Genomic DNA, 13,368 nt, shown 5'->3' with positions numbered 1-13,368 from the left:
CGTGCGGGCCGGGGTGGCCTGCATGGATGCGCCGGGGGACCACCCGCCTCCTCGCTGGACTGCTGCTTTCGTTTCTCCTGGCGGGACTGACTCCCTGTGGGGCGGTGGAGCCAACCCTGGAGGAGTCCCGGCTTCCCCTGGCTGCGTACACCGGTCCGGTGTTCACCGGTGTCATTGCGAATGCCCGCCTGGACGAAGCCAGCGGGCTCGCAGTCTCACGCCGTGCGCCAAACCTGCTATGGTCTCACAACGACAGCGATGCCGGCCCCATCCTGTATGCCATGGGCTTCGACGGCGGCAACCGCGGGACCGTGCGGGTGCGGGGTGCCATCAATGTGGACTGGGAGGCGGTTCGCTCCTTCACCCTCGACGGACAATCCTGGTTGTTGATCGGCGACGTGGGTTTCAACGACGGCAAACGCACGCGCTTCTCGATCATCGTCCTCCCCGAACCGGATCCCGGACTCCTGTCACCGCTGCGCGAGATTGACGTGGATGTCGCCTGGTCATTCTCCTTTGAGTACGCTGATCGTGCGGCGCGGGACTGCGAAAGCGTGGCGGTCGATGTCCGCGAAGGACTGGTCTATCTCCTCGAAAAACGCGTTTATCCCTCCGGCTTGTACACGCTTCCCCTTCGCCCCGCCGGTGGAAGGCTGCAGATCGCCGCACTCGTCTCCACGGTGGATTCCATCCCGCAGCCCGACGCGGAACTGGCACGAACAAAATCGGTGAAGGCGAGCTGGCGGGCGAATCCCACGGACATGGATTTTTCGGCGGATGGGGCGGCAGCCATTGTTGTCACCTACGCCAATGCCTACTATTTCCCCCGCAATCCGGGGGAGACCTGGGCGCAGGCGTTTGCGGGCCCTCCCCAACGGCTGCCAAGCTTTCACCTCGAGACCGCCGAGGCTGAGGGCATTTGCTTCGCGACGGACAATCGCACGATTTTCATGACCTGCGAGAAACCCCCGGCCCCGATTTTTCGTTACGATCCCCGACAACCCTGACGCTGGGCCAGCCGTGCGGCAACCCGTCTGGCTGATCACGCACGCGGGATCTTCGGAAGCGGCGAATTTTCATCGGGATGCCGTGAAAGGCCTGAAATTCGGACGATCCGAATTAATATCTATCATTTTTTCTTGGAACCGGAGGCAACCTTCCTACGGTGAGCCCACCTTTTTGCCCCATATTGCGACCGTTGCACTGATTGCCCGCAGGATTTCGGGATGTCACGCGACTTATCAAACTTTCCCCATCAAACCACAATGGACAACCTCCAGAACACCCGCGGCCGGCGGGGTCATGAATCCGGCGAAACCCTGCTCAGCATCAATGTGGCGGCATTCGCCCTGTTTCTAGCGCTGGTGCTGGCGTTCCCATCCGCTATTTGGGCGCAGACGGGAACTGGATCGATTGAAGGCCGCGTGCGCAACATCGGCAATGACCGCTATCTCAACAACGTCCGCGTCGTCGTTGAAGGCACTTCGCGCGAGACGTTCACGAACGAATTCGGCGAGTACCGGCTGGATGGCGTGCCTGCGGGCGAAGTCCGGTTGCGCGCCAATTACACGGGTCTCGATCCGGAGACGACCGTGCTGACAGTCCCGGGCGGCGGCAGCGTGCGGCATGATTTCAACCTGACCAGTCGTGAACGCTACGGTGATGAGAAGGTGATCGCGCTGGATCAATTTGTCGTCCAGAGCAACCGCGAGTACGAGGGGAACGCGCTTGCGATCAACGAGCAGCGCTTCGCGCCAAACATAAAGGTGGTTGTTGCGGCCGATGCCTTCGGCGACATCAGCGAAGGCAATCCAGGTGAGTTCCTCAAGTATCTGCCTGGCGTGACGGTCGACTACGTGGCCGCCGATGTGCGCACGGTGTCGGTTCGCGGATTTCCGTCGAACTTCACCACCGTCAGTTGGGATGGCATGCGCCTCACGAGTTCGGCTTCCGGCTCGAACAACCGCATCTTCGAATTTGAACAGGTGTCGATCAACAACACGTCGCGCACGGAGGTCGTCAAGGTGCCGACGCCCGATCTGCCTGCGGACTCCCTGGGCGGCAGCATCAACTTCGTTTCCAAGAACGCCTTTGAACGGCCGCGCGCCCAGTTCAACTTCCGCACCTACCTCAATCTGAACAGCGAGAATCTTGAGCTCAGCAAGACCGCCGGACCCGGCAACAAGAAGACATTCAAGATACTTCCGAACTTCGACTTCGACTACTCCGTTCCGATTTCCAAGACCTTCGGTCTCGTCATCACGGGCCTCTCATCCAATCAGCATGTCGAGCAGCACCGCTGGCAGCCGACCTGGAATTATGCACAGGGCGGTGGCGGAACGTCGGGCGCGGGAACGGCCACGATCCCCTCCGCGACGCCGGCCAACCCCTATCTGCAGCAGTGGCAGCTTCAGGATGGTCCAAAGACAACCAACCGTGCGTCGGTCGGCGTCAAGGCCGACTGGAAAATCACGCCGCGCCAGACTCTGTCGGTGGCCGTGCAGGACAACTACTACAAGGCGTTCTTCGGCAATCGAAACATCAATTTCAACATGGGCACGCAGGGAAATTCCACGCCCTCGGGCGGCACCCCGATCCAGTGGGGGCCGGACTTCGTGCAGAGCGCGCAGGGCCGTGGTTCGGTCACGCGTGGAAGCTCGTTCCGCGACAAGCTTGGCAACACGGCCGCGGTTAACGTCCGCTACAACTGGAACAGTGGTCCCTGGAATCTCGACGCGGGAGCGAATGCCGTCGTCTCGAAAACCTGGTATCGCGCGCTGTCACGCGGCCACTTTGCCAACGTTGGACAGACACTTCAGGGCGTGAATGTGGTCCGCGCCGAGCAGATCAATTTTCCATCGCTCACGTGGACCGCGCGCACATCCACCGGCGCCACGATCGATCCCTACACGCTTGACAATTATCGCATCACGACCGCGACGAACGATCCCCTCGACGGCAAGGCGAACATGAAATCAGCCTACGCGGACCTCCAGCGGCATTTCGACGAGTGGTCGATCCCCGTCGGCGTGAAGGTGGGCGTGGCCGTGCGTGAAGAGGGCCGCGATAACCGGCGCATCAATGAAACCTACACCCATGTTGGCGCCGATGGCATCGCAAACACCGCCGACGACATCGCGTCGCCCTACCTGGACGCCTCATACTCCTCCACAGAGGGTCCTGGATTTGGCTACCCGAAAATCCAGTGGGTGGATGCCTACAAACTGGCGGAGGAGTATCGCACCAACCCGAATCACTTCACGCTCAACACGGTCACGGCTGAAACCAACCGCATCAACAATTCCGAAAAGATCGACGAGCGCATCAGCTCGGCATATGTCCAGTTTGACACCAAGCTGATGGACAACCGGCTTCGGCTGGTTGGTGGTGTGCGCTTTGAAAAGACCGAGGACAAGGGAGAGGGTGTGTTGTCCAATCCCGATGCGGTGTGGCAGCGCGATGCGAGCGGCAACTACATTGATGGAAGCCCCACGACCCCGGGAGTCCAGCGCGTTCGTCGTGCGGATGCCGGCGCCGCCGGATCGATGGAGGAGCTTCGCCTGGTCCTGAAGGAGCGCGCCTACAAGGCCCGGCGTCAGTACGACGGCTATTATCCCAGCCTGCATGTCACCTACGATCTCACCCAGCGCTTCCTCGTTCGTTTCGCCTATGCGAAGACCATCGGCCGCCCGGACTACGCCAACATCATTCCGAGAACCGACATCAATGAGGACGACACCGACCCCGAGGCGGCCGGTCTGATCACCATCCGCAACACGGCGCTTCGTCCATGGGAGGCCGACAACTGGGACCTCTCGCTTGAATACTACGGCGACAAGGGAACGGTGTATTCAGTGGGAGGATTTCAAAAGGACATCACCGATTTCTGGACGGCCACGGCGGCGGGTGCGATTGTCACGCCCGAACTGGCGGCGCAGCTCGGATTGGATGCCCGCTATGTCGGGTGGGGTGTCAGCACGCTCACCAACAGCGGTGACGCCCGCATTTCCGGGGCTGAATTCAACCTGATCCAGCCGCTGAGCTTCCTGCCGGGCCTCGGAAGGTATTTCACCATCAAGGCCAATGGCACGCTGCTCCACCTCACCGGCGACAACACGCCCGATTTCCGCGCATTCATCTCGAAGGCCGGAAACCTCAGCGTGAGCTTCAACAAGAGCCCCTGGGTCTTCAATGTGAACTTCAACTACCGGGGACGCCAGAAGGGCACCACGATCACCAACCCCGCCGCCCAGATCGGCGCGCAGTATGGTGGTGTGGCGAACAATTTCTTCGAATACTATGAGCCACGCTACAACATTGACCTGAGCGGTGAGTACAAATTCAGCAAGAACTTCAGCCTGTTCGCCAGCGCCCGCAACATCCTGAACAAAGAGCAGGTGATCCAGCGCTACAGCGAGGCATCCGCAGCCTATGCGCGCGGCTACCGCCTCGAGGAGTTTGGCGTGAATTACAGCGTCGGCATCAAGGGGCGATTCTAGCGAGCCATTCCCTGCGCACGGAATTTCATTCCCGGTGCAAGGACTTCCGTTCCCGGAAAAATTCCGTTCCGCTTGAATTTCCGCTTCCGTTGGAGGGGCACGCTCCGTCGTGACCTGGGGACGCACGTCGCGAAACAGCGCCGGAAAAGTTTCACTCGGACCACCGGCACACCGCCAGCCACCCCCAATACCCTTGCCGTTTTTCCGACCATCCCGCAGCCTCACCTGGCCGCGATGGTTGCCGTCGGTCGACGGCCCGATCCCCATGCGCAAATGCCTCATACTTATCCTGTCGCTGCTCGGGGCGACATCTTTTCCCATCCGAATGCCGGCGGAAACCGCACCTGGCTGGGAGGATGCCAGACGGATCGAAGCGACGATCGTCGCCCCCACGTTTCCCAAGCGCGACTTTTCCATAGCTTCGTACGGAGCTGTTCCAGGCAGCGACGCCACCACCGCCATTCAGAAGACCATTGAGGCCTGCCACCTCGCGGGCGGAGGTCGCGTGGTGGTTCCACCCGGCACCTGGAATACCGGAGCGATCCATCTCCGCAGCAATGTCAACCTGCACATCAGTCGCGGGGCCACGCTCCTGTTTTCCTTCGACCTTGCCCGGTATCCACTCGTGTTCACGCGATGGGAGGGCGTGGAGTGCATGAACTATTCGCCGTTCATCTACGCCTTCGAGCAGGAGAACATCGCTGTCACCGGTGAGGGAATGCTCGATGGAGGCGCAACTCTGGAGACTTGGTGGGGATGGAACCGCAAGAGCGACGGGAAGCCTCCGCTCCAGCGGGCCGCGCGCGACAAACTCATCGCCATGGGCGAGGCGAATGTGCCGGTTGAGCAGCGCGTCTTTGGCCCGGGCTCGTGGCTCCGGCCGAATTTCATACAGCCCTACCGCTGCAAGAACGTGCTGATCGAGGGCGTGACGATCCTCCGCTCCCCCATGTGGGAGGTGCACCCGGTGCTCTGCGAAAATGTCACTGTCCGCGGACTGGCCATCCACTCGCATGGAACCAACAACGACGGCTGTGATCCGGAATCGTGTCGCAATGTGCTGATCGAAAACTGCGTTTTCGACACCGGCGACGACTGCATTGCGATCAAGTCCGGACGCAATGGCGACGGACGGCGGGTGGCGGTGCCGACGGAGAATGTCATTGTGCGCAACTGTGTGATGAAGGACGGGCACGGCGGCGTGGTTCTCGGGAGCGAGTGCACCGGCGGGATACGCAATGTGTTTGTCGAGAACTGCGAAATGGACAGCCCGCATCTCGACCGGGCGCTTCGCTTCAAGAACAATGCGGTGCGCGGCGGCGTGCTGGAGAATGTGTTCATGCGCAACGTGAGGATTGGCAGGGTGGCGGAGGCGGTGCTGACCATCGACCTATTGTACGAGGAGGGTGCCAAGGGTCCGTTCAAGCCGGTCGTGCGCAATGTTCACCTGGACAACGTCACGAGCACGCACAGCCCGCGCGTCATGTATGTGCGTGGGTTCGAGGGAGCGGTCATCGACGGCCTGCACATCAGTGATTCAACGTTCACCGGCATCACCGAATCCGAGGTTGTCGAGCACGTTGGTGTTGTCACGCTTCGCAACGTCGCCATCCTGCCAGCAAAGCCGGTCAAGGGACTCAACTCCGTGCCGGTTCCCACGACGCCATGAGTTCCCCGCTGCCCGCACCCACTCCCCCGTTTCGTTCCGCGCATGCACGCTGGGTCATCTGCGCCCTGCTGCTGTTTGCGGCGACGATCAATTACGTCGACCGGCAGGTCATCGGCATCCTCAAACCCACGCTCAGCGCGGAGTTTGGGTGGAGCGATGAGCGGATCTATGCGGCCATCGTCTTCAGCTTCCAGCTCGCGTACGCGATCGGCATGCTCATGGCCGGCCCGATCATCGATCGCATCGGCCTGCGGCGGGGATTCACGATTGCGATCTTCATCTGGAGCCTCGCCGCCGTGGGGCACGCCTTCGCGCACAAGCTGCCGGATTTCACTCTGCCGGCGCTGATCATCGATCCCAAGCTGGGACTCGCGTTTCTCACGCTCTCGGGCGCGGCCGCCGGCTTTGCGCTCATGCGTTTTCTGCTGGGTCTGGGCGAAGCGGGAAACTTTCCAGCGGCCATCAAGACCGTGGCGGAATGGTTTCCCAAACGGGAGCGCGCGCTTGCCACTGGAATCTTCAATTCAGGCACGAACATCGGCGCGCTTCTGACTCCCCTGCTGGTGCCTTGGATCACGATCCACTGGGGCTGGGAATGGGCCTTTATTTTCACCGGTGCCGCAGGCTTCCTGTGGCTCGTCTGGTGGTGGTGGTACTATCGCTCGCCTGATGAGCATCGATCGGTTTCAGCCGGGGAATTGAGCTACATTCGAAGCGATGCCCCAGAGCCTCCCCAAACCAGGGTCGCGTGGACTCGCCTGCTTGGATTCCGGCAGACTTGGGCGTTTGCGATCGGCAAGTTTCTGACGGATCCCATCTGGTGGCTCTACCTCTTTTGGATCCCCGATTTCCTGCATCGCGTTTACGGACTCGATCTCAAGACGATCGGTCTGCCTTTGGTCGTCATCTATCTGATGGCCGACGTTGGGAGCGTCGGCGGTGGCTGGATATCCTCGCGCCTGCTGAAGAAGGGGTGGACGCCCAACGGCGCGCGCAAGCTGGCGATGCTGATCTGCGCCCTCTGCGTCGTGCCCATCGTGTTTGCGACGCGCGCCGCCAATCTGTGGGTTTCGGTGATCCTTGTCGGCATCGCCGCCGCGGCCCATCAGGGGTGGTCCGCCAACATTTTCACGCTGACTTCCGACATGTTTCCCAAACGCGCGGTGGGGTCGGTTGTGGGCTTTGGCGGCATGACAGGCGCCGTGGGCGGCATGGTGCTCGCGCTGATCGTCGGCGAAGTCCTTCAGCGCACCGGCAGCTACCGCATCCTGTGGATCATGGCCGCCTCGGCCTATCTCGTGGCGCTCTTGATCATTCACATTCTCTCTCCAAAACTGGAGCCTGCCAGACTTGAATCCGCCTGAGGTCGGCTGCGACATCGCATGGCCGGCCTGGCAGCGTGGGCGGACAATCATGAACCTTCGGATGCTCGTCCCCATGATCGGCGCTGCGATTGCAATGGCGGTCGTCGCAGGCTGCTCCACGGGCAGCGCTGCATCCGTGACATGGAAACAGGTGCTGCGTCAGCCGGCCGCCTGGTATTCGACGCCGGAGGCGGCCTCTGTCGGCGAGGCGGTTCTCAGCTATCAAACGCCCTCCGGAGGCTGGCCGAAGAACTGGGACATGACGCATCCGCTGTCCGATGCCTTTCGCGCGCTCAAGGAATCCGAGCGCGCTCCCACGATCGACAACGGCGGCACGACAATCCCGATCCGCCTGCTGGCACGCATCCATTCCGCGCAAGAGAAGGTGCCGGCATTTCGCGAGGCGGTCGAGCGGGGCATCGACTACCTGCTTGCCGCCCAATACGCGTCCGGCGGCTGGCCGCAGTTTTTTCCTCTGAGAAAGGGTTACTACTCCCACATTACGTTTAACGATGGCGCCATGGTGCATGCGATGGAGATCCTGCGCGACGTCGCTGCTGGCAGGAACGAATTCGACTGGATCGATGCGGCGCGCCGGGAACGGGCCCGTGATGCCGTTGCACGCGGGGTTGCCTGCATCCTGCGATGCCAGGTGACAATTGACGGGGTGAAGTCCGCCTGGTGCGCCCAGCATGATGAGAACACCTTTGCGCCGGCACCGGCGCGCGCCTTCGAGCCCGCCTGCCTCGCGAGCGCGGAAAGCGTCGATATCCTGCGCTTCCTGATGCAGGAACCGGCGCAGACGCCGGAGCTGATTGCCGCGGTCGAAGCAGGCGTGGCCTGGCTGGAGAAAGTTAGAATCGCCGGCTTGCGCTGGCAGCGCATCAAGGCGCCGGGACTGCCGGAAGGAATCGATGCGGTGGTTGTCCCGGATCCGGCTGCGCCGCCCCTATGGGCGCGATTCTATGAGCTGCATGCGAACCGCCCCATCTTCATCGGCCGCGACGGTGTCGTTCACTTTGCGGTGTCAGAAATCGAACACGAACGCCGCATTGGCTACGCCTGGTACGTCACTTCACCCGCGAAACTGCTGGAGAAGGATCTCCCCGAATGGCGGGGCGGAAAGGCCGCCAACTAATAGGAATGTTTTGTTCGCAAAGTGGGGATTGACGGCGGAAATGAATCGAGGGCAATTCTTGAAGGCGACGGATTGCTGGGAAAAGGAGCAAGAACATCATGATCAAGGAGCCAATGGTAAGGCGTGACTTCCTCAAGGGGACGATGGCGGCAGGTGCAGCGGTCTGTTTGCTTCCCTCGATTCGTGGCACAGCGGCGACAGGGCAGTCGGGTGTTCGGGGCGACTGGTTTCGCCGAAACCCGCGCGTCTATCTGCTCGATTTCCAAATGCCGGATCCGACCGACCAGGGTGTGCCTGGGATGCCGACAAGACTGCTTCAGAACCTCGATACGAAGTCGGTCTGCGAGCAACTGGCGGCCGCGGGCGTGACAGCGATGGTGGTCCATGCCAAATGCAACCAGGGAAATGCCTATTACAACTCCAAGGTGTGCCACAAGCACTCGAGCCTGGGCGATCGGGATCTGATGGCCGAATTCTCCGGACATGGCCGCAAACTGGGGCTTGAGATCATTTACTACGTCCAGCTCTCCCGGGAACGCCGGTCATTTCTGCATGCGGAGCGCCAGGCCCGGCTGGAGAACGGTGAGCCGTTCATTCGTGAGGAAACCGACCCGCTGCTCCCTTCGCGCGAGGAAAGACCCGTCGTCTGCATGAACGGTCCCCACCGGGATTACATCAAGGCCATCGTCGGGGAACTGGCGGGCGGCTATGATTTCGACGGCCTGTGGCTCGACTGCTTCTCCTGGTGGGGAAATCTTCCGGTGTGCTACTGTGACGCTTGCCGCGGCACCTATCGCAAGGAGACCGGGAGGGATCTTCCATCGAGGGCTGGTCTGGCCAACAAGCGCGCCGGGCGCGACTACCTGCGCTGGCGGTGGTCTCTCAACAATCGAATCATCGACGACGTCATCGGCCACGTTCGCACGATCAATCCCCGGCTGACGGTCACTCACAACGGCGCGGCGGATTTTCCATCGATGGACTGGGCGTTTGTGGACGCCGATGACTACGTTTGTCGCGAGTACCATTTCAACGAGGGACTGGAAAACCTTTCGCTCAAGTGTCGCCGCAACTGGGCCAGCAAACCCAATGTTCCCTTCGAAATCGAAGTCTGGCGTTTTGCCAATCGCCTTGGGGGTGAGCGCGCCAGCAGTCGTGGCTATCAGGTGCGCCCGGTGCCGGCGCTGCTTGCCGAAATGGCCGCGGTCAAGGCCCATGGCGGTTTCCCGCAGTACTACGACCAGGTGCGCTGGGATGGCACCTTGGAGCGGCGCAGCCTCGAGCGGTTGAAGCCTTGTTTTGAGTCAATCAGGCAACGCGAGGCATGGACGGGGCGCGGTCAGCCCATTGAGTATGCGGGAATTCTCTGGTCCAAGGCATCGCAGCAGTTGATGCCTTCGGACAAGTCAAAACTCGCGCCGCTTGGCATGGAGGGGGTGCACAATGCCATGATTGAGGCGCACCTGCCCGTGTGCGTCATCACCGAGCGGGATGCGATCGCGGAAAAATGGCGCGGCATTCGCACGCTGATCATTGCGGAGGCCGAATGCCTGGCCGATGAGACCATCCGGTCACTCGAAAAGTTTGTCCATCAGGGCGGGGGGCTGGTCGTGACCGGGTCGACTTCGTTGAGCGACGGAAATGGAGATCCGCGCAAGGATTTTGGATTGGCCGATCTGCTGGGGGTGAATTTTGCAGGCTACACGAGGACGTACTACACCTTCGTGCAGCCCGAGGTGGAGCATCCGGTTACAAAGGGATTGGAATTGGGTTTCCCTGTGAGTGTCTACAAGACGCTACAGGTGAAGGCCCGCACCAGGAATCCGGGCGACGTGCTGGGCGTGATTGTCGATCCCATGCCAGGCTTCCACATGGGTTATCCGCCGTTGAACCGCACGGACTCTCCTGCGCTTGTGGCGCGTACTGTGGGGAAGGGACGCGTGGTTTACGCGGCTGCGCCACTGGGCGGAATCTATCTGGAGTACAATCATCCCGACACTCGCACGCTGATCACCAACGCAGTCACCTGGACCGCCGGCGGCCCTCCGCCCGTCACGGGCAAAGCGCCCGGAACTGTGGAAATCGTGCCCTGGCGCGACAAGGCCACGGGTGAGACGATCGTGCATGTCCTCAATCGCACCGCAGCCGGCCCGGCGCAGGGTCTCGTCGGCCCGCTGATTCACGAGACGATTCCCGTGCACGATGTCGAAGTCCGCGTCAGAAGCGATCTGGCCGGAAAGGAGGTTCGCCTGCAGCCGTCGAACCGGATTGCGCGAGCCACCAGGAACAAGAACGACGTGGTCGTGAAGATCGATCGACTGGATGAATGGGAAGTCTTGGTGTTTTCCTGAAGGTATCATCAGGTGACAGGGCGTCCCCTGCTGCCCCTCTCGCAGTTGGTCTTCGCCTCGCTTCCAGGCCTCCGATCATGCCATCAACGATGCCATTGTCAGCGCCTTGGGATCCTGGCACAGGAGGCATATAAACCGAATCGGCATCGCTGCCGGACAACAGTGTCTGTCGAGAGGCGGTGATCCTTTGGCATCTCGGTCTGCAAAATGATGTGGCTGCAGGCTTGGTTGACCTTCGAATAGGCCCACCTGACACAGAGAACCCGCGCCATATCGCGTCCATGGAGACAGCGCGGCAGCTTCTGTCGTGGCTCATCTTTGACATTCGGCAAGATGCGCAGCTCCTTGACTTACGCAACGGCCGGTAAGACGGTAAGCCATGACTTCGAAGTTGTCGAGCAAGGGACAGATTGTACTGCCCAAGAAAGTGCGAAGCCGCCTTCATTTGCGTCCTGGAGCCACATTGCTGTGCACGGTGAAAGGTGGTTCGATTGTGCTGACGCCGGAGAGCGCGGCGCTGGAGCGTCCAAAGTTTGTCACTGAACCGAAGACAGGCTTGCGAATCACGAAGTCGCCCGAACAGATCAGGGTCTCGAGCGAAGACGTGCGTGCAGCAATGCTCGATTTCCCGTGAGGTACCTGCTCGATGTAAATGTGCTGCTGGCACTGGCGCACACCGGACACACGCTTCATCCCAAGGCCATCGCTTGGTATGCCATGGTCGCAAAATCGGCGACGGGATTTCACACGTGTTCGATCACTGAGTTGGGATTTGTCAGGATCTCGGTCGTCACAGGTCTTCAGTCAGACATTGAATCCGCCAGGCAAGCTCTCGATGAACTCAAGTCATCATCCCAAGTCAGGTTCGAACTCATTTCGGATGATCTGGGTGCCAGTCAGTTGCCGAGCTTTGTGAAGAAGGTGCGGTCGATTACTGATGGCCACCTGTGTGAGCTGGCAAAGAGAAATTCAATGCAGCTTGTCACACTCGACCGAGGAATTCCAAATTCCCTGTGCATCGGGTAGCAGAGGATTTCCACGGGGCCAGTCATGCGCGTTTTGAGTTGGCCGGCACCACCGACTCCAACTCCTCCGCCGCGCTCAAACGTTGGGACCAATCCCCGTGGCTTCATCGGATGAGCGCGGGCTCCAGGCTGCATGCTTGACCAGACCGGAGGTGTGACCAAAGGTAACACCATGCCTGCATCTGCCACCATAACGCTCAAAGTTTCACTCGCGGAAAAGCGCCGCATGCAATCCGATGCCCGACGGGCAGGAAAAAGCCTCAATGCCTACCTGCTCGGCAAAGTCGCCGGCGGCGATGTGAGCCGTCAGGGGCGGGTTGACTATGAAAAGCTTACGGAGCGCATGGCGGGTCGTTTCGACGGGGAGGAACTCTGGCGGTTGATTCCCGGCCGCGAATGAGTCCCTACCTTGACACATCGGTGATGCTTTCGCTGCATCTGCGCGACGTCCACTTTCCGGCCGCCGCCGCCCTCATGCGATCGGCGCGCGGGATCGTGTGGACCCCCTGGCAAAAGCTTGAGTTCGGAAACGCGATCCGCACCCTCGTGGCCCGCGGGTTGCTCGCCCTCGCCGATGTTCGCGCGGTTGAAAACAGCATGCGCGCATCTGTCTCTGCTGGCGACATCGTTCCCCGCCATCTGCCCGCCTACACGCTCTGGCAGGAAGCCGAACGGCTGTCCCGGGCTCACACGACCGCCATCGGCGTCCGCACGCTGGACCTGCTGCACGTCGTCGCGGCCCGCAGCGTCCGCGCCACACACTTTTACACGTTCGACAAGCGACAACACGCACTCGCAAGCGCCGCCGGCCTCTCGGTCAACTGACTTTCGCGCTCGTTCTGAACCGCGCAGACAGAATCGCGTGCGCCGTCCGTTCCCCTTGTCTGAAAAAACCGGAAGTTTGATCAGCGAAAGTTCGTAAAGGGTCAGAATCAGAAACCGAATGACGCCTGGTCCGAACCCCCGGCGTCGAGCGGAGCCGCACACTCGGGGCCTTCGTTGCCTGGCTTGTTCACAAGAGTGCTCACGCGCCAGGTCGAGGCCGATCTTATTCCGGAACTTGAAGCAGTCCGCAACGGAGTGGGCGGGACACTACCACGGACGGGCGCAAACTGCTTCTGTTCCGCCGCACCGAACCAGCCAGCGACGTCGCGATTTTCCTCCATCAGCTCGGTCTGGCGCTTCCCGTTCAGCCTCCTCCCAGGATCCGCTCACCCCTCCTTCAGAAAAGCGCCTTGTAGGCCCGACTTTTCGGACCCCCGACCGATGAATCAACGACTTACAGACTCAAAACCCTCCAGTTGGCGAAGTCGGTCTAAGGC

The 13,368-nt window shown here is 61.0% G+C and carries 10 protein-coding genes; all 10 read left to right on the top strand.

Annotated features, from left to right (window positions below):
- The first annotated feature begins 26 nt into the window (after positions 1 to 26).
- The 10 genes from HS122_19085 (at position 27) to HS122_19040 (ending at position 12,871) form a co-directional block, all read left to right on the top strand.
- On the top strand, positions 27 to 1,007 hold the full coding sequence (locus HS122_19085; protein ID MBE7540500.1) for a hypothetical protein: 981 nt from the start codon (positions 27 to 29) through the stop codon (positions 1,005 to 1,007).
- A gap of 258 nt (positions 1,008 to 1,265) precedes the next feature.
- The gene (locus tag HS122_19080) at positions 1,266 to 4,499 is read left to right on the top strand and encodes a TonB-dependent receptor (protein MBE7540499.1); all 3,234 of its coding nucleotides are present in this window, start codon (positions 1,266 to 1,268) and stop codon (positions 4,497 to 4,499) included.
- 265 nt (positions 4,500 to 4,764) lie between these two features.
- Positions 4,765 to 6,168, top strand: coding sequence for a glycoside hydrolase family 28 protein (locus tag HS122_19075; GenBank protein ID MBE7540498.1), 1,404 nt, complete (start codon positions 4,765 to 4,767; stop codon positions 6,166 to 6,168).
- Entirely contained in the window at positions 6,165 to 7,532 is a 1,368-nt protein-coding gene (locus tag HS122_19070) for an MFS transporter (GenBank protein MBE7540497.1), read from the top strand. Before HS122_19075 ends, HS122_19070 begins: the two co-directional genes overlap by 4 nt.
- Positions 7,533 to 7,581: 49 nt before the next feature.
- Complete coding sequence (pelA, locus tag HS122_19065) at positions 7,582 to 8,670, top strand: pectate lyase (GenBank protein MBE7540496.1); 1,089 nt, start codon at positions 7,582 to 7,584, stop codon at positions 8,668 to 8,670.
- 98 nt (positions 8,671 to 8,768) lie between these two features.
- Entirely contained in the window at positions 8,769 to 11,021 is a 2,253-nt protein-coding gene (locus HS122_19060) for a ThuA domain-containing protein (GenBank protein ID MBE7540495.1), read from the top strand.
- Between the two features lie 379 nt (positions 11,022 to 11,400).
- Complete coding sequence (locus tag HS122_19055; protein MBE7540494.1) at positions 11,401 to 11,655, top strand: AbrB/MazE/SpoVT family DNA-binding domain-containing protein; 255 nt, start codon at positions 11,401 to 11,403, stop codon at positions 11,653 to 11,655.
- Positions 11,652 to 12,047: a VapC toxin family PIN domain ribonuclease gene (locus tag HS122_19050; protein MBE7540493.1), complete on the top strand. Its 396-nt coding sequence runs from the start codon at positions 11,652 to 11,654 to the stop codon at positions 12,045 to 12,047. The genes HS122_19055 and HS122_19050 overlap by 4 nt, the downstream gene beginning before the upstream one ends.
- 171 nt (positions 12,048 to 12,218) lie before the next feature.
- Positions 12,219 to 12,446, top strand: coding sequence for a hypothetical protein (locus HS122_19045; protein ID MBE7540492.1), 228 nt, complete (start codon positions 12,219 to 12,221; stop codon positions 12,444 to 12,446).
- On the top strand, positions 12,443 to 12,871 hold the full coding sequence (locus HS122_19040; protein ID MBE7540491.1) for a type II toxin-antitoxin system VapC family toxin: 429 nt from the start codon (positions 12,443 to 12,445) through the stop codon (positions 12,869 to 12,871). The genes HS122_19045 and HS122_19040 overlap by 4 nt, the downstream gene beginning before the upstream one ends.
- Positions 12,872 to 13,368 lie beyond the last annotated feature (497 nt).

The organism is Opitutaceae bacterium, assembly GCA_015075305.1.
Classification (GTDB): Bacteria; Verrucomicrobiota; Verrucomicrobiia; order Opitutales; family Opitutaceae; genus UBA6669.
Note: the sequence above shows the minus strand (reverse complement) of the source record. Positions and strands in the feature narration are given on the sequence as shown.

Excerpts from the sequence above, each read along its gene's own strand:
- HS122_19085 (MBE7540500.1), top strand. The coding sequence starts at position 27 with ATGCGCCGGGGGACCACCCGCCTCCTCGCTGGACTGCTGCTTTCGTTT.
- HS122_19080 (MBE7540499.1), top strand. The coding sequence starts at position 1,266 with ATGGACAACCTCCAGAACACCCGCGGCCGGCGGGGTCATGAATCCGGC.
- HS122_19075 (MBE7540498.1), top strand. The coding sequence starts at position 4,765 with ATGCGCAAATGCCTCATACTTATCCTGTCGCTGCTCGGGGCGACATCT.
- HS122_19070 (MBE7540497.1), top strand. The coding sequence starts at position 6,165 with ATGAGTTCCCCGCTGCCCGCACCCACTCCCCCGTTTCGTTCCGCGCAT.
- pelA (MBE7540496.1), top strand. The coding sequence starts at position 7,582 with ATGAACCTTCGGATGCTCGTCCCCATGATCGGCGCTGCGATTGCAATG.
- HS122_19060 (MBE7540495.1), top strand. The coding sequence starts at position 8,769 with ATGATCAAGGAGCCAATGGTAAGGCGTGACTTCCTCAAGGGGACGATG.
- HS122_19055 (MBE7540494.1), top strand. The coding sequence starts at position 11,401 with ATGACTTCGAAGTTGTCGAGCAAGGGACAGATTGTACTGCCCAAGAAA.
- HS122_19045 (MBE7540492.1), top strand. The coding sequence starts at position 12,219 with ATGCCTGCATCTGCCACCATAACGCTCAAAGTTTCACTCGCGGAAAAG.
- HS122_19040 (MBE7540491.1), top strand. The coding sequence starts at position 12,443 with ATGAGTCCCTACCTTGACACATCGGTGATGCTTTCGCTGCATCTGCGC.